Below are 22,088 nucleotides of genomic sequence, written 5' to 3'. Positions count from 1 at the left end.
CTCCGGGCAATAGGTCGGGTAGCGGTTTTGCCTTACCCGACCGACTCGATTATCTCTTCTCACCGTATTGCGCAAACCACTCCAGCATTCTCTGCCAGCCATCTTTCGCGGACTCTTCGTGATAGCTCGGGCGATAATCGGCATTAAACGCATGGCCAGCATCGGGATAGACGACGATTTCCGCTTTAGCATTGGCGGCTCGTAATGCCTGACGCATGGTTTCCACGCTGTCCTGTGGAATACTGGTATCCTGACCGCCATACAGTCCCAACACGGGAGCGTTCAGATCGGTGGCAATATCGACAGGGTGTTTGGGGGAGTTCAGCGTTTTATCGCCAACCAATTTGCCATACCACGCCACCGCCGCTTTTAGCTGTGGATTGTGTGCGGCATACAGCCAGGTAATACGTCCACCCCAGCAAAAACCCGTCATCATTAATTGATGCACATCGCCGCCGTTGCGGGAGGCCCAACTGGCAACATGGTCCAGATCCGCCAGGACCTGTGAGTCGGGAACTTTCGCCACCAGGCCGCTTAGAAGCGTCGGGATATCGGCAAAGTCACTGGGATCGCCCTCGCGAAAATAGAGTTCGGGTGCAATAGCCAGATAACCTTCCAGCGCCAGTCGACGGCAAACATCACGAATGTGCTCATGAATACCAAAAATTTCCTGCACAACAATGACGATGGGCAGCGGACCATCGGTCTGTTGCGGTCGTGCGTGATACGCAGGCATATCATCGCCTTGTGATGGAATTGATGTCACTCCGGCGATAATCGCGTTATCCGGGGTGTGAACCGTCGTGGACGACGGTGGGGATACAGCAGGTGCAAAACCAGATTGTCGTGTTGTCATGGTATTCTCCGTACCCTTAAATATTATGCAAAATAGCGCATTGTTAACTATAGACATATGCAACGAACCACATTGCCTCAAACGGTCTATCTTTTGTGCAAGGCTTCCTTACATTGCGCCATTAATGTGATGGTCATCACCATTTCACGGTAAATCAATGCAATTGATTTGCGTCATAGTGATGGCTGTCACGAAAAGATGTTTATGCCTTCGGTAAAGTGTGTTTTTGCTTCTTCTGACAAAACCGATTCACAGAGGAGTTTTTATGTCTAAGTCTGATGTTTTTCATCTCGGCCTCACTAAGAACGATTTACAAGGGGCCCAGCTCGCTATCGTCCCTGGCGACCCGGAGCGTGTGGAAAAGATCGCCGCGCTGATGGATAAGCCGGTCAAGCTGGCATCTCATCGCGAGTTCACTACCTGGCGTGCTGAACTGGATGGTAAAGCCGTGATCGTTTGCTCTACCGGTATCGGCGGCCCGTCCACCTCCATCGCCGTAGAAGAACTGGCGCAACTGGGCATCCGTACCTTCCTGCGTATCGGTACGACTGGCGCTATTCAGCCGCATATCAATGTGGGTGATGTACTGGTGACTACCGCATCTGTCCGTCTGGACGGTGCGAGCCTGCACTTTGCACCAATGGAATTCCCGGCTGTTGCAGACTTCGAGTGCACCACCGCGCTGGTGGAAGCGGCAAAATCTATCGGTGCGACCACCCACGTAGGCGTTACCGCGTCTTCAGACACCTTCTACCCGGGCCAGGAGCGTTATGACACCTTCTCTGGCCGCGTAGTGAGCCGTTTCAAAGGCTCTATGGAAGAGTGGCAGTCGATGGGCGTCATGAACTATGAAATGGAATCTGCGACGCTGCTGACCATGTGCGCAAGCCAGGGTCTGCGTGCAGGTATGGTTGCTGGCGTTATCGTCAACCGTACTCAGCAAGAGATCCCGAATGCAGAAACGATGAAGCAAACGGAAAGCCACGCGGTGAAAATCGTGGTAGAAGCCGCACGCCGTTTACTGTAATTCTCCCTTCTTTGCTAAAAGGCCGACGTGTTCGGCCTTTTTATTTTGCGTAGCACCTCGCAGGAAATTCCTTTTAAACTGGACGTTTATACAGCACAATTCTATTTTGTGCGGGTAAGTCGTTGCTGTAAGGGGGCGTTGTGGATATTTCAATTTTGATGAGTGCCGTGCTGGCATTAGCTGCAGGGCTGCTGGTGGGCTGGCTGGCGACAAAGGCGCGCGCCGATCAGATCCGCGCAGACCTCATCGAAGAACGACGAGAACTGGATATTGCCCTCAGTGCAGCCCGGCAACAGCTCTCGCAGGAAGCCCACTGGCGTGACGAATGCGAGCTGCTGAATAACGAACTCCGTAGCCTGCAGAGTATCAATACCTCACTGGAGGCCGATCTCCGGGAAGTCACCACCCGTCTGGAAGCAACGCAGCAGCATGCGGAAGATAAAATTCGCCAGATGATCAACAGCGAACAGCGCCTGAGCGAACAGTTCGAGAATCTGGCGAACCGCATTTTCGAACACAGTAACCGTCGCGTCGATGAGCAAAATCGCCAAAGCCTTAACAGTCTGCTGACACCATTACGCGAACAGCTGGACGGTTTTCGCCGCCAGGTTCAGGATAGCTTTGGTAAAGAGGCGCAAGAGCGCCACACCCTGGCACACGAAATTCGTAATCTCCAGCAACTGAACGCGCAGATGGCGCAGGAAGCCGTTAACCTGACACGGGCATTGAAAGGTGATAACAAAACACAGGGAAACTGGGGAGAGGTGGTACTTACGCGGGTGCTTGAAGCCTCTGGTCTGCGGGAAGGCTATGAATACGAAACCCAGGTTAGCATCGAGAATGATGCGCGCTCACGGATGCAACCAGACGTTATTGTCCGGCTACCGCAAGGTAAAGATGTCGTGATTGACGCTAAAATGACGCTGGTTGCCTATGAGCGCTATTTTAATGCAGAAGATGAATACACCCGGGAGGGTGCGCTGCAGGAGCATATCGCCTCTGTGCGAAATCATATTCGTCTGCTGGGTCGTAAAGATTATCAACAGCTTCCAGGGCTGCGTACGCTGGACTATGTGCTGATGTTTATCCCCGTCGAACCTGCTTTCCTGCTGGCGCTGGACAGACAGCCCGAACTGATTACCGAAGCGCTTAAAAATAACATTATGCTGGTCAGCCCCACGACGTTGTTGGTGGCATTACGTACGATCGCTAACCTGTGGCGCTATGAGCATCAAAGCCGCAACGCGCAACAAATTGCGGATCGGGCCAGTAAACTTTATGACAAGATGCGCCTGTTTGTGGATGATATGTCGGCAATCGGCCAAAGCCTGGACAAAGCCCAGGATAACTACCGACAGGCAATGAAGAAGCTCTCTTCGGGGCGTGGAAATGTCTTATCACAGGCGGAAGCCTTCCGCGGCTTAGGCGTGGAAATTAAGCGTGAGATTAATCCTGAGTTGGCTGAACATGCCACGAGTCAGGATGAAGAGTACCGTTTGCGCTCGGTCTCCGAGGCGCAACAAGAAGAGACATACGCCGATAATGCGGCGGTAAATCAGCAATCGAGCTAGCCCATTTGGGGTAGTTGAACCCGGCAGAAGGGTAGGGCAAATGGGCCCAATCTGTTACACTTCTCGAACATTTTTTGGATGAGCAGGCACTGAGATGGTGGATAATTCACAAGAAACGACGCACTTTGGCTTTCAGACCGTCGCTAAAGAGCAGAAAGCTGACATGGTGGCCCACGTTTTTCATTCTGTGGCGTCTAAATATGACGTTATGAATGACTTAATGTCATTTGGCATTCATCGTTTGTGGAAGCGCTTCACCATTGACTGTAGTGGCGTGCGTCGTGGACAAACCGTTCTGGATTTAGCGGGCGGCACGGGCGATCTGACGGCGAAATTTTCTCGCATGGTTGGTGAAACCGGTAAGGTTATTCTGGCAGATATCAATGACTCAATGCTCAAAATGGGTCGCGAAAAGCTGCGCAATATTGGCGTGATTGGTAACGTTGAATATGTCCAGGCAAATGCTGAGGCACTGCCGTTCCCTGACAATACCTTTGATTGCATTACCATTTCTTTCGGCCTGCGTAACGTTACGGATAAAGAGAAAGCGCTACGCTCGATGTATCGTGTGTTGAAACCTGGTGGGCGCTTACTGGTGCTGGAATTCTCCAAACCGATCATCGAACCGCTGAGCAAAGCGTATGATGCGTACTCTTTCCATATTCTGCCACGTATTGGTTCGATGGTTGCGAGCGACGCAGATAGTTACCGCTATTTGGCTGAGTCGATCCGTATGCATCCCGATCAGGACACGTTAAAAGCAATGATGCAAGATGCCGGGTTTGAAAGTGTTGATTACTACAACCTGACGGCAGGTGTTGTTGCGCTGCATCGTGGTTACAAGTTCTGACAGGAGACCGGGGATGCCTTTAAAACCCTTAGTGACCGCTGGCGTTGAAAATCTGCTCAACACCTTTCTGTATCGTTCACCTGCGCTAAAATCAGCCCGAACGCGTTTGCAGAGCAAGGTACTGCGTGTTGATCTCAAAGGATTTTCTACGCCGTTAGTCCTGGTGTTCAGTGAGCGCCAGGTCGATGTGCTGGGGGCATGGGAAGGCGAAGCAGATTGCACCGTGATCACTCATGCCAGCGTGTTACCAAAATTACGCGACCGGCAGCAGCTCACCACGCTTATTCGTAGCGGCGAACTGGAAGTGCAGGGCGATATTCAGGTGGTGCAGAACTTTGTGGCTCTGGCTGACCTGGCGGAATTTGACCCTGCAGAGCTATTAGCACCTTATACCGGTGATATTGTCGCGGAAGGTGTTAGCAAAGTCCTGCGCGGTGGCGCGAAGTTCCTGCGTCGTGGCATTCAACGTCAGCAACGTTATGTTGCCGAAGCGATCACTGAAGAGTGGCGTATGGCCCCTGGCCCGCTTGAAGTTGCATGGTTTGCGGAAGAAACGGCAGCGGTTGAGCGCGCGGTTGAATCTCTGGCCAGACGGCTGGAAAAACTGGAGGCCAAATGACGCCAGGAGAAGTACGGCGCCTTTATTTCATCATTCGCACTTTTTTAAGCTACGGTCTTGATGAACTCATCCCCAAAATGCGTATTACGCTGCCGCTCCGTTTGTGGCGTTACACATTGTTTTGGATGCCAAACCGACATAAAGATAAGCCGCTGGGTGAAAGGCTGAGACTGGCTTTGCAGGAATTGGGGCCGGTGTGGATCAAATTTGGTCAAATGCTCTCCACCCGTCGTGATCTGTTTCCGCCGCATATCGCTGATCAGCTCGCACTGTTGCAGGATCGGGTTGCTCCATTCGATGGACAACGAGCAAAAGAACAGATTGAAGAAGCAATGGGTGGGCTACCTGTTGAAGAGTGGTTTGATGATTTTGAGATCACACCACTGGCATCTGCGTCTATTGCTCAGGTGCATACCGCACGACTGAAGTCGAATGGCAAAGAGGTGGTGATCAAGGTTATTCGTCCGGATATCCTGCCGGTAATCAAAGCCGATTTAAAACTGATCTATCGTCTTGCTCGCTGGGTCCCTCGCCTGTTGCCGGACGGACGTCGTCTGCGGCCAACCGAAGTGGTCCGTGAATATGAAAAAACATTGATCGATGAGCTGAACCTGCTGCGTGAGTCGGCAAACGCCATTCAACTGCGACGCAATTTTGAAGACAGCCCGATGCTGTACATCCCGGAAGTGTATTCCGACTATTGCAGTCAGAACATGATGGTGATGGAGCGTATTTACGGTATCCCTGTTTCGGATGTTGCAACGCTTGAGAAGAACGGTACCAACATGAAACTGTTGGCCGAGCGTGGTGTTCAGGTCTTCTTTACTCAGGTATTCCGCGACAGTTTTTTCCATGCCGATATGCACCCGGGTAACATTTTCGTCAGCTATGAGCACCCTGAAAACCCGAAATACATCGGCATTGATTGCGGGATCGTGGGCTCATTAAATAAAGAAGATAAGCGTTATCTGGCTGAAAACTTTATTGCGTTTTTTAATCGCGATTACCGTAAGGTTGCCGAGCTACATGTCGATTCTGGTTGGGTTCCTCCCGATACCAATGTTGAAGAATTTGAATTTGCCATTCGTACCGTGTGTGAGCCTATCTTCGAAAAGCCGCTGGCAGAGATCTCCTTTGGTCACGTGTTGTTGAATCTGTTCAATACAGCACGTCGATTTAATATGGAAGTCCAGCCTCAACTGGTGTTGTTGCAGAAGACGCTGTTGTACGTTGAGGGTGTTGGCCGACAGCTCTATCCTCAGTTGGATTTGTGGAAAACGGCCAAGCCTTTCCTAGAATCCTGGATTAAAGATCAGGTAGGTATTCCGGCGCTTGTCAGGGCATTTAAAGAAAAAGCACCGTTCTGGGTCGAAAAAATGCCAGAAATACCTGAACTTGTGTATGACAGTTTGCGCCAGGGCAAATATTTACAGCACAGTGTTGATAAGATTGCGCGCGAGCTTCATGCGAATCACGTACGTCAGGGACAATCCCGTTATTTATTGGGTATTGGCGCAACGTTGCTGTTAAGTGGGACATTCCTGCTGGTAAGCCGTCCTGAGTGGGGGCTTATGCCTGGCTGGTTAATCGCGGGTGGTGTTCTCGCCTGGCTGATCGGCTGGCGCAAAATGCGCTGATTTTTTCATCGCCCAAGGCAGGTCGTGTAACGTATACTACGGCCTAATTAATTCATCATCTATGACAGAGGAACATGTATGGGTGGTATCAGTATTTGGCAGTTGTTGATCATTGCCGTCATCGTTGTACTGCTATTTGGCACCAAGAAACTCGGCTCCATCGGTTCCGACCTTGGCGCGTCTATTAAAGGCTTCAAGAAAGCGATGGGTGATGATGAACCTAAGCAGGATAAAACCAGCCAGGACGCTGATTTTACCGCTAAATCCATCACCGATAAGCAGGGTGAAGTGAAGAAAGAAGACGCCAAAAGCCAAGATAAAGAGCAGGTATAATCCGTGTTTGATATCGGTTTTAGCGAACTGTTACTGGTGTTCGTTATCGGCCTCATCGTACTGGGGCCACAACGATTGCCCGTAGCGGTAAAAACGGTCGCGGGCTGGGTCCGTGCGCTGCGCTCTCTTGCAACTACTGTGCAGAATGAACTGACCCAGGAGCTTAAGCTTCAGGAGTTTCAGGACAGCCTGAAGAAAGTAGAAAAAGCGAGCCTGACAAATTTGACGCCGGAGCTGAAAGCATCGATGGATGAGCTGCGCGAAGCGGCTGAGTCGATGAAGCGTTCTTACAGCGTGCACGATCCTGAGAAAGCGAGCGATGAAGCGCACACTATCCATAACCCTGTGGTGAAAGGAAGTGAAGCGCAGCACGAGGGGGTTACCCCTGCTACTGCTGAAGGACAGGCCAGTTCGCCGGAGCAAAAACCGGAATCCACGGGTGCTGACGCGCCGGAGTTGAAGGAAACTGCTTCCGTTACGTCGATGGACGCGGAAAAGAAACCTGCTGCACCTGCTGTCGAATCCTCACCCTCGTCGAGTGATAAACCGTAAACATGTCTGTAGAAGATACTCAACCGCTCATCACGCATCTTATTGAGCTGCGTAAGCGACTCCTGAACTGCATTATTGCGGTTATGGTGATCTTTCTGGCGTTGGTTTATTTTGCCAACGACATTTACCATATGGTTGCGGCACCGCTGATTAAGCAGATGCCTCAGGGTGCAACGATGATCGCCACCGATGTGGCTTCACCGTTCTTTACCCCGATAAAGCTAACCTTTATGGTGTCGCTGATCCTGTCGGCACCTGTGATCCTGTACCAGGTATGGGCATTTATCGCGCCTGCTTTGTATAAGCATGAACGCCGCCTTGTCGTGCCGCTGCTGGTCTCAAGTTCGCTGTTGTTCTATATCGGGATGGCATTCGCCTATTTTGTCGTCTTCCCGCTGGCGTTTGGCTTCCTTGCCAACACAGCTCCGCAAGGCGTGCAGGTTTCGACAGACATTGCCAGTTATCTCAGCTTTGTCATGGCACTGTTTATGGCGTTTGGTGTCTCTTTTGAGGTTCCTGTCGCCATTGTATTGCTGTGCTGGATGGGCATTACGACACCTGATGATTTACGTAAGAAACGTCCTTACGTAGTTGTCGGGGCATTTGTCGTGGGGATGTTACTGACTCCACCAGATGTCTTCTCGCAAACGCTGTTGGCGATACCGATGTACTGCCTGTTTGAAGTGGGTGTTTTCTTCTCTCGTTTCTATGTCGGTAAGCGACGTACGCGAGATGAGGACAACGAGGCTGAAGAAGCAAAAGAAGCCGACGCCACCGAGAAAACCGAAGAGTAAATTCAGCCGCCCGTAAGGGCGGTTGTCATATGGGAGGAAGCATGTTTGATATTGGCGTTAATCTAACCAGTTCACAATTTGCGAAAGACAGGGATGAGGTTGTAGCACGCGCTTTTGCTGCCGGTGTAAACGGCATGCTTCTGACCGGAACAAACCTGCATGAAAGCCAGCAGGCGCTAAAGCTGGCACAGCATTATCCACATTGCTGGTCCACTGCAGGCGTCCACCCGCATGACAGTAGCCAATGGCAATCCTCAACAGAGGCGGAAATTATTGCATTGGCGAACCAGTCCGAAGTGGTCGCCATTGGTGAATGCGGCCTGGATTTCAATCGCAATTACTCCACTCCACAGGAACAGGAACGGGCTTTTGAGGCGCAATTGCGTATTGCCGCCGAATTGCAGATGCCTGTTTTCATGCATTGTCGGGATGCCCACGAACGTTTTCTGACGCTGCTGGAACCCTGGCTGGACAGCCTCCCTGGCGCAGTGCTGCACTGTTTCACTGGCTCGCGCCAGGAGATGCAGGACTGCGTGGACAGAGGGCTTTATATCGGGATTACCGGATGGGTCTGCGATGAGCGTCGGGGTATGGAACTACGGGAGCTACTGCCTTTTATCCCGGTGGAAAGGCTGCTGATAGAAACAGACGCGCCCTATTTACTCCCACGCGATCTGGCCGTGAAGCCGACTTCCCGACGCAATGAACCTGCGCACCTGCCGCATATTCTTGAGCGTATTGCGCACTGGCGCGGGGAAGATCCTCAGTGGCTATCAACGGCGATTGATGCCAACGTCAGAACGTTATTCGAAGTGACTTTCTGAGTCTGTTTATATCTTTCGAAAGCCGGTGTTTTTCACGCTCTGCTTAACCTCTTTATTCAACAGGTTAAGCAGGAGCATGGAACGCGCTTCGCCGTCGGGTTCGGTGAAAATCGCCTTCAACCCTTCAAATGCCCCTTCAGTGATAATGACACTGTCGCCAGGATGCGGCGTTTCCGGGTCTACAATCCCCTCGGGCTTGTAGATAGAAAGCTGGTGAATAACGGGAGAGGGAACGGTAGCTGGTGTTGCCCCAAAGCGTACAAAATGGCTGACGCCACGCGTCGCATTGATGGTCGTGGTGTGGATCACTTCCGGATCGAATTCGACAAACATGTAATTAGGGAAAAGTGGCTCACTGACTGTGGTACGTTTACCCCGCACCATTTTTTCCAGGGTGATCATTGGCGTCAGACAGTTGACTGCTTGTCTTTCCAGGTGTTCCTGGGCACGCTGAAGTTGCCCGCGTTTGCAGTACAGTAAATACCAGGCTTGCATAATAACTCTTATCCGCTTGTTCTGAGCGCAAGCATAGCAAAAGTCATTATACACTTCATCTTTCAAGCCTCATCGGTGTTGGTTGCCAGAGTTCACGCTAATTTAACAAAAATACAGCATCACAATGATGAACGCCGTATAATGAGGCGCTTACAAAGAGGCCAAAATGGACGCCATGAAATATCACGATTTACGCGACTTCCTGACGCAGCTTGAACAGCAGGGCGAGCTCAAACGCATTACGCTTCCAGTGGATCCCCATCTGGAGATCACTGAAATTGCCGATCGCACCTTGCGTGCTGGTGGGCCTGCGCTGTTGTTTGAGAATCCAAAAGGCTATTCAATGCCGGTACTGTGCAATTTGTTTGGCACTCCGAAGCGTGTCGCCATGGGGATGGGGCAAGAAGATGTCTCAGCACTAAGGGAAGTTGGTAAGCTGTTGGCGTTTTTGAAAGAGCCGGAGCCGCCGAAAGGATTCCGCGATCTGTTTGATAAGCTGCCGCAGTTCAAGCAGGTGCTTAACATGCCGACCAAACGGCTACGCGGTGCGCCTTGTCAGCAAAAAATATCCTCAGGCGATGACGTTGATTTAAACCGTATACCGATCATGACCTGCTGGCCGGAAGATGCAGCGCCGCTAATTACATGGGGACTCACCGTCACGCGTGGACCGCATAAAGAGCGACAGAATCTGGGTATTTATCGCCAACAGTTGATTGGCAAAAATAAGCTCATTATGCGTTGGCTTTCACATCGTGGCGGCGCGCTGGATTATCAGGAGTGGTGCGCTGCACACCCTGGTGAGCGTTTCCCTGTCTCCGTTGCGTTAGGGGCAGACCCAGCGACCATCCTGGGTGCTGTGACCCCTGTGCCTGATACATTATCAGAGTACGCCTTTGCTGGGCTGCTGCGTGGCACTAAGACCGAAGTTGTCAAATGTATCTCCAACGATCTCGAAGTACCCGCCAGCGCTGAAATTGTTCTGGAAGGCTATATCGAGCCGGGTGAACTGGCACCGGAAGGACCGTATGGCGATCATACGGGTTATTACAATGAAGTGGATAGCTTCCCGGTTTTCACTGTCACACACATTACCCAGCGTGAAGATGCGATTTATCACTCCACCTACACCGGACGTCCACCAGATGAACCAGCGGTGCTCGGTGTGGCGCTGAATGAGGTCTTTGTCCCTATTCTGCAAAAGCAGTTCCCGGAAATCGTCGACTTTTATCTGCCGCCGGAAGGTTGTTCTTATCGGCTGGCCGTGGTGACGATGAAAAAACAGTACGCAGGCCATGCCAAACGCGTCATGATGGGCGTTTGGTCATTTTTGCGTCAGTTTATGTACACCAAATTTGTTATTGTCTGCGATGATGATGTCAACGCACGTGACTGGAACGATGTGATTTGGGCAATTACTACCCGTATGGACCCGGCCCGGGATACGGTACTGGTAGAGAATACGCCGATTGATTACCTGGACTTTGCCTCGCCGGTTTCCGGCCTTGGTTCAAAAATGGGGCTGGATGCCACAAATAAATGGCCGGGTGAAACCCAACGAGAGTGGGGACGCCCGATTAAAAAAGATCCTGAAGTGACTGCGCGTATTGACGCAATTTGGGATGAATTAGCCATCTTTAATGACGGCAAAAGCGCCTGAGGCGCGATCGTTTTGCCTATTGATCCGACAGAGAGAGCGCATGACAACCTTAAGCTGTAAAGTGACCTCGGTAGAAGCTATCACTGACACCGTATATCGCGTACGTTTAGTGCCGGACGCGGCGTTTTCCTTTCGTGCTGGTCAGTATTTAATGGTCGTGATGGACGAACGTGATAAACGCCCGTTCTCCATGGCATCTACGCCGGATGAGCACGGATTCATTGAGCTGCATGTGGGTGCTTCTGAGCTAAATCTTTATGCCATGGCTGTTATGGACCGAATTCTGAAAGATCGGGAAATTAAGGTCGATATCCCGCACGGTGAAGCCTGGCTGCGTGATGATGAGAATCGTCCGCTGATCCTGATTGCTGGCGGCACAGGGTTTTCATACGTACGTTCGATTTTGCTGACAGCACTGACGCGCAATCCAAACCGGGATATCACTATTTACTGGGGCGGACGAGAAGAGAAACATCTCTACGATCTCTCTGAACTGGAGGCACTGTCAGTTAATCATCCGAACCTGCGTGTTGAGCCGGTAGTGGAACAGCCTGAAACGGGCTGGCGTGGTCGTACGGGAACCGTATTAACGGCGGTGTTACAGGATTACGGCACTCTGGCGGAACATGATATTTATATCGCCGGGCGTTTCGAGATGGCTAAAATCGCGCGCGACCTGTTCTGCAATGAACGTCAGGCACGTGAAGATCGTCTGTTTGGCGACGCGTTCGCGTTTATTTAAGCGATATGCGCCGGAACCCCGCCGGCGCATTGATAAATTCCCCACCTTCCACATAACGGTTGCTGGCCCAGCATCTTTGCATATCTCCTGCTTTACAAAACCGTATTGTTTTTAGTAAACAAAACTATTTTTCTGTTTATCTGCAGACATCACAGCATTTTGTGACATCTCACTATTTGTTTAGTAAACAAATTGGGCACTCTATGCAGCATCATAACTGCGAGATGCCAATGAGAGGAGAGGTCACCATGAGGCTCGGACTGGATATAGGCGGGACTAAAATTGAAGCGGTGGTAATTGATAAAACGGGTGAGATTATTTACCGCGAACGATGCGCTACACCCAGGCAAAGCTACGGCGATTTTTTCCAGGCCGTGACGGATATGATTGCTAAGGCTATGCAGACCGTTAACCAACCTTTGTCGGTCGGTATCGGAGTTCCTGGAGCAGTAGACAGCAAGGGATTAATTAAAAATTCCAACATTCTGGTGCTAAATCAGCAGGCTTTTACCCGTGACCTTGAACACGCATTAGGGATGCCTGTGCCCGTCACTAACGATGCTAACTGTTTTACACTGTCAGAGGCTATGGACGGCAGTGGACGCGGACACAGTGTGGTATTTGGCGTAATTCTCGGTACTGGCTGCGGAGGCGGATTGTGTATTGATAACCGTTTGATCTCCGGTCCTAATGCCTGCGCAGGGGAGTGGGGGCATAATGCATTGCCACGTTACCATGAGTCCCGGGATGGTGAGGTGGTTACCTGTTATTGCGGACAACAGAACTGTATCGAAAGTTTTATCTCTGGCAGTGGTCTGGAACGCCAGTACATGAATCACACTCATCAACATGTCAGCGTTCCTCACATCATGCAGCAGGTAGAATTGGGTGATGCAGACGCTTGCCTGTTATGGGAGCGTTACTGTGATCAACTGGCGCGCGCGTTGGCAGGCATTGTGAATACACTCGACCCTGATGTCATTGTGCTGGGAGGGGGGGTCTCTAATATCACATTACTGTATTCGGGTTTGCAGGCACGCGTGGCACAGTACGTGTTCGGTAAACAGTGCCATACACCGATTATTCAGGCCCGCCACGGTGACAGCAGCGGCGTACGCGGCGCGGCCTGGCTGGGAGCACAACAAGCCAGCGAAAATCAATGAGAGTGAAATGACGAAACCTGTACGAATCAGAGATATTGCCGAAGCCTGCGGCGTCTCAGTTGGCGCTGTATCCCGCGCACTAAAAGGTCAGCCCGGGTTGCGTGAAGATACCCGGTTGCGCATTATTTCTGTGGCGCAACAGCAAGGTTATGATTTTTCCCGCCTGCGCAGTGACAAGCTCAAGCGAGTCCTGTTTTTGTTGCATCGACAACACAATATTAGCCGGGCATTGCCGTTTTACTCACAGCTGTTACTGGGTATTGATGATGCCTGCCGTGATCAGGGTATTGCGCTGAGCTTTCTCTCTATCGGTCCGGGCGATGCGGTAAGTGAGCAGGTGATGTTGCACCAGCCGGATGCGCTGATCTGCGCCGGATTTTTTGAGCCTGAATTGCTTGGGTTGCTGCAACAGATGAAATTGCCGCTGGTGCTGGTGGATCTGTGGGCTCCAGGTTTGCCATGCGTCAATCCGGACAATACCCAGGGCGGCTATCTGGCGACAAAACACTTGATCGAACAGGGGCGTAGCCGTATCGCTTTTCTTGCCAGTACTCTCTCACACTTCAGTATTCGTCAGCGTGAAAAGGGTTATCGCCAGGCACTGTATGAAGCCCGTCTGCTGATGCCTCCAGAGTATGAAGCCATCGCACCGCCGCTGCTGGATACCGAACAATCGTTGGTCGAGGCGGTTAATGAACTGCTCAGTCTGCCGGAACCGCCCGATGCCATTTTTGCTTATAACGATGCGGCGGCGATGGTTGTTCAGCGGGTGTGTGTGCAGCAGGGGATTCGTATTCCGGAAGATCTTGCGCTGGTAGGATTTGATGATATTGATGCTGCGGCCTGGTCACATCCGCCGCTGACTACAATCGCGGTTGATAAGCAGCAACTGGGGCGCGAAGCACTGCGTTTACTGCTGGAAGGCAAGCCGGAAGAGAATCTGTTGCTGCCGGTGCAGTTGGTGGTACGTGGTAGTTCAGGGAAATAAAAAACCCGCCCCTGACAGGCGGGAAGAACGGCAACTAAATTGTTATACAATGGCATTTGCATTGTAGGCCGGATAAGACGCATCAGCGTCGCCATCCGGCATAGTCGCCGGGGGCGCCTCGCTTGCCCGGCCTACAATAAGTAACGTGCCTTGATTACACTCGCTCAAATACTGTCGCGATGCCCTGGCCTAACCCGATACACATCGTCGCCAGACCAAACTGCACGTCTTTGCGTTCCATCAGGTTGAGCAGGGTGGTACTGATACGCGCACCAGAGCATCCCAGTGGGTGACCCAGTGCGATCGCCCCGCCATTGAGGTTGATCTTCTCGTCGATCTGCTCCATCAGCCCCAGATCTTTAATGCACGGCAGGATCTGGGCGGCAAAGGCTTCGTTCATCTCAAACAAGCCGATGTCGCTGGTGGAGAGTCCCGCTTTTTTCAGCGCCAGCTTTGAGGCAGGAACCGGACCATAACCCATGATTGAGGGGTCACAGCCGACTACGGCCATTGAGCGGATACGCGCACGCGGCGTCAGACCCAGTTCACGAGCACGGCTCTCACTCATTACCAGCATCGCGGCAGCACCATCGGAGAGCGCGGAAGAGGTACCCGCGGTGACGGTACCGCTGACCGGATCGAATGCCGGGCGAAGGGTGGACAGCGCGTCGACAGTGGTTTCCGGACGGATAACCTCATCATAGTTAAACTGTTTCAACACGCCATCGGCATCGTGACCGCCAGTCGGGATGATCTCGTTTTTAAAGGCACCGGACTGAGTAGCAGCCCAGGCACGAGCATGTGAGCGTGCGGCGAAGGCATCCTGCATTTCACGGCTGATACCGTGCATACGAGAGAGCATTTCTGCCGTCAGCCCCATCATTCCCGCGGCTTTCGCTACGTTACGGCTCATACCCGGGTGGAAATCAACGCCGTGGCTCATCGGCACATGGCCCATATGTTCCACGCCGCCCACCAGGCACGCTTGTGAATCGCCAGTCATAATCATGCGTGCCGCATCGTGCAGCGCCTGCATCGACGAACCACACAGACGGTTGACCGTAACCGCAGGAACGGAGTGTGGGACTTCTGCCAGCAGGGCGGCGTTACGGGCGATATTGAAACCCTGCTCCAGCGTCTGCTGCACACAACCCCAGTAAATATCATCGAGCGCGGTGGGTTCCAGCGCGGGATTACGCGCCAGCAGACTACGCATCAAGTGTGCGGAGAGATCTTCTGCCCGCACGTTGCGAAACGCGCCCCCTTTCGAACGGCCCATCGGGGTACGGATCGCATCAACAATTACAACCTGTTCCATTGTGACTCCTTAAGCCGTTTTCAGGTCGCCAACCGGGCGGGCAGGCTCAACCGGGGGATAATACGGTTCGTTATGGCGTGCTTTATCACGCAGACCGGCTGGTACTTCGTACAGCGGACCCAGGTGCTGATACTGCTGCGCCATATCGAGATACTTCGCACTGCCAAGTGTATCCAGCCAGCGGAACGCACCACCGTGGAACGGAGGGAAGCCCAGACCATAAACCAGTGCCATATCGGCTTCTGCCGGGCTGGCAATGATGCCTTCCTCCAGGCAACGCACCACTTCGTTGACCATTGGGATCATCATACGAGCGATAATCTCTTCGTCGCTGAAGTCGCGTTTCGGCTGGCTGACGTCTGCCAGTAAGCCATCAACGGCGGCGTCTTCTTCTTTCTTCGGCTTGCCCTTGTTGTCTTCTTTATAGCGCCAGAATCCAAGACCGTTTTTCTGTCCGAAACGGCTGGCATCAAACAGCGCATCAATCGCGTCGCGATAATCTTTCTGCATACGCTGCGGGAAGCCCGCGGACATCACCGCCTGAGCGTGATGCGCGGTATCAATACCCACCACGTCCAGCAGATAAGCCGGGCCCATTGGCCAGCCAAACTGTTTCTCCATCACTTTGTCGACTTTGCGGAAATCCGCACCGTCGCGCAGTAACTGGCTGAAGCCCGCAAAGTAAGGGAACAGCACGCGGTTGACAAAGAAGCCTGGGCAGTCGTTAACCACAATAGGTGTTTTACCCATCTGGCTTGCCCACGCGACAACCTTGGCGATAGTTTCATCCGAGCTTTTCTCTCCGCGAATGATTTCAACCAGCGGCATACGGTGTACCGGGTTAAAGAAGTGCATACCGCAGAAGTTTTCCGGGCGTTTGAGAACGCTGGCCAGCTCGTTAATTGGGATAGTAGACGTATTCGACGCCAGTACGGTGTCCGGGCGCACCTTATCTTCGGTTTCCGCCAGTACCGCTTTTTTCACTTTCGGGTTTTCGACTACCGCTTCAACTACCACATCTACACGCTCGAAACCGCTATAGTCGAGAGTTGGCTGAATGGTTGAAATGACGCCGGCCATTTTCAGACCGTCTATCTTGCCGCGCTCAAGCTGTTTGTTCAGCAGCTTGGCCGCTTCGGTCATACCCAGCGTCAGTGATTTGTCATTGATGTCTTTCATCACTACTGGCACGCCTTTCCAGGCAGATTGGTAAGCAATACCGCCGCCCATAATGCCTGCGCCCAGCACCGCTGCTTGCTTTGGTGCCTCAATATTTTTGGTGAGCTTTTTGGCTTTGGCTTTCACGAACTGATCGTTAAGGAAGATCCCAACCAGCGCGCGGGCTTCACTGGTGTGCGCCAGTGGAACAAAGCTTTTATTTTCCAGATTCAGCGCTTCTTCACGGCCAAAACGGGCCGCTGCTTCAATGGTTTTTACCGCGGTAATCGGTGCGGGATAATGCTTACCGGCCGTCTGCGCCACCATGCCTTTGGCGATGGTAAAGCTCATGGCCGCTTCAATTTTGCTGAGTTTCAGTGGTTCCAGCTTCGGCTGGCGTTTGGCTTTCCAGTCGAGGTCGCCGTTAATCGCCTGACGTAATACCGCGATCGCGCCATCAAGCAGTTTGTCTTGTTTCACTACGCCATCGACCAGGCCGATTTTTAGCGCCTGCTCAGCACCAACATCTTTACCCGCAGCAATGATTTCCAGCGCACTGTCCGCACCCAACATGCGCGGCATACGCACGGAACCGCCAAAGCCCGGCATAATGCCCAGTTTGGTTTCCGGCAGACCAATGCGCAGATCCGGTGTTGCCAGACGATAATCAGTTGCCAGCACACACTCGCAGCCGCCGCCCAGCGCGTAACCGTTTACCGCAGAGATAGTCGGAACAGGCAGATCTTCCAGGCGATTAAAGACGCTATTGGCAAAGTGCAGCCACTGGCTCAACTGCTCTTCGGGAACGAGGAACAGTGAAAGAAATTCGGTGATATCGGCACCGACAATAAAAGCCGCTTTATTAGAGCGCAGGAGCAGCCCTTTTAAATTTGGTTGTTTTTCCAGCACGTCAAGCGCATGGCCCAGGCTGGCAACGGTGGCCGTGTCGAGTTTATTGACCGAACCAGGGGCATCGAACACCAGTTCGGCGATGCCATCTTCCAGCCAGTCAAGGTACAGGGTGTCGCCTTTGTAAAGCATGTCAGTCTCCTGAATCCGCAAGGTGATCTGGTCATACCAGATGAATCGAAGTGTGTGTTTTATGTTAAAAAAATGCAAATAAATGATTAAAGAAATGACGATTCGATCACGCTCGGCAGAAATCACGCAGTCATAAAGCGATGTGCTAAGATGCGGAGACTTGAGGTCAAAAAAACAGAAGGATAGAAAATGGAATCACTGGCCGCACTCTATAAGAATCATATTGTTACCTTACAAGAACGTACGCGTGATGCACTGGCTCGCTTCAAGCTGGATGCGTTACTTATTCATTCTGGCGAGCTTGTTAACGTTTTTCTCGACGACCATCCGTATCCGTTTAAGGTCAACCCGCAGTTTAAAGCCTGGGTTCCCGTAACGCAGGTTCCCAACTGCTGGTTGCTGGTGGATGGTGTGAATAAGCCAAAACTGTGGTTCTATTTGCCGGTTGATTACTGGCACAACGTAGAGCCGCTGCCGACCTCCTTCTGGACGGAAGAAGTCGAGATCATTGCGCTGCCTAAAGCGGAGGGTATCGGTAGCCAACTGCCTGCTGCACGCGGCAATATCGGTTATATCGGTCCGGTTCCGGAACGTGCGCTGCAACTGGACATCGCGGCCAGCAACATCAACCCGAAAGGGGTAATCGACTACCTGCACTATTACCGCGCCTATAAAACAGATTACGAACTGGCCTGTATGCGTGAAGCGCAGAAAATGGCGGTGAGTGGGCACCGTGCCGCGGAAGAAGCGTTCCGTTCCGGGATGAGCGAGTTTGATATCAACCTCGCCTACCTGACCGCGACCGGTCACCGCGATACCGACGTACCGTACAGCAATATCGTCGCACTCAATGAACACGCCTCTGTGCTGCATTATACCAAACTGGATCATCAGGCTCCGTCCGAAATCCGCAGCTTCCTGCTGGATGCGGGGGCGGAATATAACGGTTATGCAGCAGACCTGACGCGTACCTGGTCGGCGAAAAGCGACAACGACTATGCACAGTTGGTGAAAGACGTTAACGACGAAGAGCTGGCGCTCATCGCGACGATGAAAGCGGGTGTCAGCTATGTGGACTATCACATTCAGTTCCATCAGCGTATTGCGAAGCTGCTGCGTAAACATCAAATCATCACCGATATGAGTGAAGAGGCGATGGTGGAAAATGATCTCACTGGACCGTTTATGCCGCACGGTATCGGTCACCCGCTGGGTCTGCAGGTGCATGATGTTGCCGGTTTCATGCAGGATGACACGGGCACACACCTTGCCGCGCCGTCGAAGTACCCTTACTTGCGTTGCACCCGTGTGCTGCAGCCGGGCATGGTTCTGACCATCGAACCGGGTATCTACTTCATTGAATCGCTGCTCGCCCCGTGGCGTGAAGGGAAATTCAGCAAGCACTTCAACTGGCAGAAAATTGAAGCGCTGAAGCCCTTCGGCGGGATTCGTATTGAAGATAACGTGGTTGTCCACGAGAGCAATATTGAAAACATGACGCGGGATTTGAAACTGGCGTAATGGACAGTTGGTTAATCCCTGCGGCGCCGGTTAGCGTCGTTGAAGAAATCAAAAAAAGCCGCTTCATTACGTTACTTGCCCATACGGACGGTGTAGAAGCGGCGAAAGCGTTTGTTGAGTCAGTCAGAGCGGAACACCCGGATGCCCGTCATCATTGTGTGGCGTGGGTGGCGGGTGCGCCGAATGACTCGCAGCAGCTGGGGTTTTCAGACGATGGTGAACCGGCGGGTACGGCAGGAAAGCCGATGCTCGCACAATTGATGGGGAGCGGCGTTGGTGAGATTACCGCGGTGGTCGTGCGCTACTATGGCGGTATCCTTCTTGGCACCGGCGGGCTAGTGAAAGCCTATGGTGGCGGTGTAAATCAGGCGCTGCGTCAGTTGACGACACAGCGCAAGACGCCATTAACCGAATATACTTTGCAGTGTGAGTACGGCCAACTGGCAGGTATTGAAGCCTTGCTGGGGCAGTTTGACGGTAAAGTCGTCGCCAGTGATTACCAGGCTTTTGTTCGGCTCAGGGTGGCGCTTCCTTTTGCGAAAGTGGATGAATTTTCAGCAAAGCTGGCGGATTTTAGTCGTGGTTCATTGCAATTGTTAGCGATTGAAGAATAATCCCCACCTCATTTTAAAGAACTAAGGAAGCGGCAGAGATGCATTTTCGCGCCATCACCCGAATCGTTGGACTACTGGTCATCTTATTTTCGGGGACGATGATCATCCCCGGACTGGTAGCACTTATCTACCGTGATGGTGCGGGTCGTGCATTTACGCAAACTTTCTTTGTTGCCCTGGCGATCGGTTCCATGTTGTGGTGGCCGAACCGTAAGGAGAAGGGCGAGCTGAAATCCCGTGAAGGGTTTCTGATAGTCGTCTTATTCTGGACTGTGCTGGGCAGCGTGGGTGCGCTACCGTTTATTTTCGCAGAGAGCCCGAACCTCACGATCACCGATGCTTTTTTTGAATCCTTCTCCGGGTTAACCACCACGGGGGCGACGACGCTGGTGGGGTTGGATTCACTGCCGCATGCCATTCTCTTTTATCGTCAGATGCTGCAATGGTTTGGTGGTATGGGGATCATCGTGCTGGCGGTGGCTATCCTGCCTATCCTTGGCGTGGGTGGGATGCAGCTCTATCGTGCAGAAATGCCGGGGCCGCTGAAAGATAACAAAATGCGCCCACGTATTGCCGAAACGGCGAAAACCTTGTGGCTCATCTATGTGCTATTGACGGTTGCGTGTGCGCTGGCGCTGTGGTTTGCCGGGATGCCTGCCTTTGACGCTATTGGCCATAGCTTCGCCACCATTGCTATCGGCGGCTTTTCAACACACGACGCCAGTGTGGGCTATTTCGACAGCCCTACCATCAACACCATTATCGCTATCTTCTTGCTGATCTCCGGTTGTAACTACGGTTTGCACTTCTCTTTACTAAGTGGACGCAGCCTGAAGGTTTATTGGCGCGACCCTGAATTCCGCATGTTTATCGGAGTGCAGTTAACACTGGTGGCCGTTTGTACGCTGGTGCTGTGGATACACAATACATACGGTTCGGCGCTTACGACAATCAACCAGGCCTTTTTCCAGGTGGTATCGATGGCGACCACTGCCGGATTTACCACAGACAGTATTGCTCGCTGGCCGTTGTTCCTGCCGGTGTTGCTACTGTGTTCTGCGTTTATTGGTGGCTGTGCCGGGTCAACGGGCGGTGGTTTGAAGGTGATTCGTATCCTGTTACTGTTTAAACAGGGTAACCGCGAACTGAAGCGACTGGTTCACCCTAATGCGGTCTATAGCATTAAGTTAGGCAACCGTGCGTTGCCGGAACGAATCCTTGAAGCGGTATGGGGCTTCTTTTCTGCCTATGCGCTGGTCTTTATTATCAGTATGCTGGCAATTATTGCGACTGGTGTGGATGACTTCTCTGCGTTTGCCTCCGTAGTGGCGACGTTGAATAACCTCGGGCCTGGGCTCGGGGTTGTTGCCGACAATTTTGCCAGCATGAACCCGGTGGCGAAATGGATCCTGATTGCCAACATGCTGTTTGGTCGTCTGGAAGTCTTTACTCTGCTGGTGCTCTTTACCCCTACTTTCTGGCGTGAATAATGGAGTAACACGTGAAAACACTGATTCTTTTTTCTTCCCGGGACGGACAAACTCGCGAAATCGCTGAGTATCTGGCTTCTGAACTTAAAGAGCTGGGTGTCTGGGCAGATGTCATGAATTTGCATCGTACCGAAGAGCCTGAGTGGAAAAATTATGACAGCGTGGTGATTGGCGCATCAATTCGCTATGGCCATTACCATTCTGCATTTCAGGAGTTTGTGAAAAAGCATGCCACGCAACTGAATACAATGCCGAGTGCGTTTTACTCTGTTAACCTGGTTGCCCGTAAACCGGAAAAACGCACACCGCAAACTAATAGCTATGCGCGTAAGTTTCTGATGGGCTCTCCGTGGCGACCAGATCGCAGTGCAGTGATCGCGGGTGCTTTGCTTTATCCTCGTTATCGTTGGTATGACCGTGTCATGATCCAACTGATTATGAAGATGTCAGGCGGTGAAACGGATACAAAGAAAGAAGTGATCTATACCGACTGGGAACAGGTAGCGGGTTTTGCGCGGGAAATAGCCCAACTAACCAACAAAACGTTGCCAAAATAAACGGAAAGAATAAAAAATACGCACTCAGTAAATAATTTCAAATTTCCCCTTGTCAGCCTGAAATAACTCCCTATAATGCGCCTCCACTGACACGGAACAACGGATTACAAGCCGCCGGGTCAGCGGGGTTCCACTGAGAACTCCGGCGAAGAAAGCGAAATTAAATGCTTGACTTCGTAGCGGGATGGCGTAATATGCACACCCCGCGCCGCTGAGAAAAAGCGAAGCGGCACTGCTCTTTAACAATTTATCAGACAATCTGTGTGGGCACTCGAAGA

Annotated in this window: 22 protein-coding genes; 17 read left to right on the top strand and 5 right to left on the bottom strand. The window is 52.1% G+C overall.

The annotated features are described in order from the left end of the window. Nucleotides 1-49: 49 nt before the first annotated feature. Nucleotides 50-856: a dienelactone hydrolase family protein gene (locus NNO03_RS14260; RefSeq protein WP_137383154.1), complete on the bottom strand. Its 807-nt coding sequence runs from the start codon at nucleotides 854-856 to the stop codon at nucleotides 50-52. Nucleotides 857-1,121: 265 nt separating this feature from the next. On the opposite strand from NNO03_RS14260, the gene udp reads away from it, so the two are divergent. From udp to tatD, 9 genes are all read left to right on the top strand, one after another. Beyond that, entirely contained in the window at nucleotides 1,122-1,883 is a 762-nt protein-coding gene (udp, locus tag NNO03_RS14255; protein ID WP_006686084.1) for a uridine phosphorylase, read from the top strand. Nucleotides 1,884-2,023: 140 nt separating this feature from the next. Further along, nucleotides 2,024-3,454 (top strand): DNA recombination protein RmuC, encoded by a 1,431-nt coding sequence (gene rmuC / locus NNO03_RS14250; RefSeq protein ID WP_271449817.1) that lies wholly within the window; start codon nucleotides 2,024-2,026, stop codon nucleotides 3,452-3,454. 94 nt (nucleotides 3,455-3,548) lie between these two features. Continuing rightward, nucleotides 3,549-4,304, top strand: a complete 756-nt coding sequence (ubiE, locus tag NNO03_RS14245; protein WP_202037298.1) for a bifunctional demethylmenaquinone methyltransferase/2-methoxy-6-polyprenyl-1,4-benzoquinol methylase UbiE — start codon at nucleotides 3,549-3,551, stop codon at nucleotides 4,302-4,304. Nucleotides 4,305-4,317: 13 nt separating this feature from the next. Then, a complete protein-coding gene (ubiJ, locus tag NNO03_RS14240; RefSeq protein ID WP_202037297.1) occupies nucleotides 4,318-4,923 on the top strand; it encodes a ubiquinone biosynthesis protein UbiJ in 606 nt (201 codons plus the stop codon). Then, the gene (gene ubiB / locus NNO03_RS14235; RefSeq protein ID WP_271441027.1) at nucleotides 4,920-6,560 is read left to right on the top strand and encodes a ubiquinone biosynthesis regulatory protein kinase UbiB; all 1,641 of its coding nucleotides are present in this window, start codon (nucleotides 4,920-4,922) and stop codon (nucleotides 6,558-6,560) included. The genes ubiJ and ubiB overlap by 4 nt, the downstream gene beginning before the upstream one ends. A gap of 78 nt (nucleotides 6,561-6,638) precedes the next feature. Then, entirely contained in the window at nucleotides 6,639-6,893 is a 255-nt protein-coding gene (gene tatA, locus NNO03_RS14230) for a Sec-independent protein translocase subunit TatA (RefSeq protein WP_003017888.1), read from the top strand. A 3-nt stretch (nucleotides 6,894-6,896) separates the two neighbouring features. Then, nucleotides 6,897-7,445 carry a Sec-independent protein translocase protein TatB gene (gene tatB, locus NNO03_RS14225; protein ID WP_271441028.1) on the top strand — a complete coding sequence of 183 codons (549 nt, stop codon included), beginning with the start codon at nucleotides 6,897-6,899 and terminating at the stop codon, nucleotides 7,443-7,445. A 2-nt stretch (nucleotides 7,446-7,447) separates the two neighbouring features. After that, nucleotides 7,448-8,239: a Sec-independent protein translocase subunit TatC gene (gene tatC / locus NNO03_RS14220; RefSeq protein ID WP_137383148.1), complete on the top strand. Its 792-nt coding sequence runs from the start codon at nucleotides 7,448-7,450 to the stop codon at nucleotides 8,237-8,239. Nucleotides 8,240-8,280: 41 nt separating this feature from the next. Further along, nucleotides 8,281-9,063, top strand: a complete 783-nt coding sequence (tatD, locus tag NNO03_RS14215) for a 3'-5' ssDNA/RNA exonuclease TatD (RefSeq protein WP_137383147.1) — start codon at nucleotides 8,281-8,283, stop codon at nucleotides 9,061-9,063. Nucleotides 9,064-9,069: 6 nt separating this feature from the next. On the opposite strand, the gene rfaH is transcribed toward tatD, so the two are convergent. Beyond that, on the bottom strand, nucleotides 9,070-9,558 hold the full coding sequence (rfaH, locus tag NNO03_RS14210) for a transcription/translation regulatory transformer protein RfaH (RefSeq protein ID WP_137383146.1): 489 nt from the start codon (nucleotides 9,556-9,558) through the stop codon (nucleotides 9,070-9,072). Between the two features lie 166 nt (nucleotides 9,559-9,724). Between rfaH and ubiD the strand changes: the two genes are divergently transcribed. The 4 genes from ubiD to NNO03_RS14190 all read left to right on the top strand — a co-directional run bounded on the left by ubiD (nucleotide 9,725) and on the right by NNO03_RS14190 (nucleotide 14,111). Beyond that, on the top strand, nucleotides 9,725-11,218 hold the full coding sequence (ubiD, locus tag NNO03_RS14205) for a 4-hydroxy-3-polyprenylbenzoate decarboxylase (protein ID WP_040230095.1): 1,494 nt from the start codon (nucleotides 9,725-9,727) through the stop codon (nucleotides 11,216-11,218). Between the two features lie 40 nt (nucleotides 11,219-11,258). Continuing rightward, on the top strand, nucleotides 11,259-11,960 hold the full coding sequence (gene fre, locus NNO03_RS14200; RefSeq protein ID WP_271449816.1) for an NAD(P)H-flavin reductase: 702 nt from the start codon (nucleotides 11,259-11,261) through the stop codon (nucleotides 11,958-11,960). 248 nt (nucleotides 11,961-12,208) lie between these two features. Then, nucleotides 12,209-13,123, top strand: coding sequence for an ROK family protein (locus NNO03_RS14195; RefSeq protein ID WP_271449815.1), 915 nt, complete (start codon nucleotides 12,209-12,211; stop codon nucleotides 13,121-13,123). A gap of 7 nt (nucleotides 13,124-13,130) precedes the next feature. Next, nucleotides 13,131-14,111 carry a LacI family DNA-binding transcriptional regulator gene (locus NNO03_RS14190; protein ID WP_271449814.1) on the top strand — a complete coding sequence of 327 codons (981 nt, stop codon included), beginning with the start codon at nucleotides 13,131-13,133 and terminating at the stop codon, nucleotides 14,109-14,111. A 154-nt stretch (nucleotides 14,112-14,265) separates the two neighbouring features. Here the strand turns inward: NNO03_RS14190 and fadA are convergent, their stop codons facing one another. Together fadA and fadB are read right to left on the bottom strand one after the other, a co-directional pair. Beyond that, nucleotides 14,266-15,429, bottom strand: a complete 1,164-nt coding sequence (gene fadA / locus NNO03_RS14185) for an acetyl-CoA C-acyltransferase FadA (protein WP_271449813.1) — start codon at nucleotides 15,427-15,429, stop codon at nucleotides 14,266-14,268. A 9-nt stretch (nucleotides 15,430-15,438) separates the two neighbouring features. Further along, complete coding sequence (fadB, locus tag NNO03_RS14180; protein ID WP_271441033.1) at nucleotides 15,439-17,628, bottom strand: fatty acid oxidation complex subunit alpha FadB; 2,190 nt, start codon at nucleotides 17,626-17,628, stop codon at nucleotides 15,439-15,441. Nucleotides 17,629-17,817: 189 nt separating this feature from the next. Here fadB and pepQ point away from each other — a divergent pair, with 189 nt between their 5' ends. The 4 genes from pepQ to hemG are packed head-to-tail and all read left to right on the top strand — an operon-like array spanning nucleotide 17,818 to nucleotide 21,810. Beyond that, nucleotides 17,818-19,149, top strand: a complete 1,332-nt coding sequence (gene pepQ / locus NNO03_RS14175; protein WP_271441034.1) for a Xaa-Pro dipeptidase — start codon at nucleotides 17,818-17,820, stop codon at nucleotides 19,147-19,149. Beyond that, the gene (locus NNO03_RS14170; RefSeq protein WP_271441035.1) at nucleotides 19,149-19,763 is read left to right on the top strand and encodes an IMPACT family protein; all 615 of its coding nucleotides are present in this window, start codon (nucleotides 19,149-19,151) and stop codon (nucleotides 19,761-19,763) included. Before pepQ ends, NNO03_RS14170 begins: the two co-directional genes overlap by 1 nt. Before the next feature lie 38 nt (nucleotides 19,764-19,801). Further along, nucleotides 19,802-21,253, top strand: a complete 1,452-nt coding sequence (trkH, locus tag NNO03_RS14165; RefSeq protein ID WP_003017848.1) for a Trk system potassium transporter TrkH — start codon at nucleotides 19,802-19,804, stop codon at nucleotides 21,251-21,253. 11 nt (nucleotides 21,254-21,264) lie between these two features. Continuing rightward, entirely contained in the window at nucleotides 21,265-21,810 is a 546-nt protein-coding gene (hemG, locus tag NNO03_RS14160) for a menaquinone-dependent protoporphyrinogen IX dehydrogenase (protein ID WP_271449812.1), read from the top strand. 24 nt (nucleotides 21,811-21,834) lie between these two features. On the opposite strand, the gene NNO03_RS14155 is transcribed toward hemG, so the two are convergent. Next, nucleotides 21,835-22,088 (bottom strand): hypothetical protein (locus NNO03_RS14155; protein WP_271449811.1); only part of this gene is annotated, 254 nt, incomplete at its 5' end.

Source organism: Citrobacter sp. Igbk 16, assembly GCF_028069755.1.
Lineage (GTDB): Bacteria > Pseudomonadota > Gammaproteobacteria > Enterobacterales > Enterobacteriaceae > Citrobacter.
Note: the sequence above shows the minus strand (reverse complement) of the source record. Positions and strands in the feature narration are given on the sequence as shown.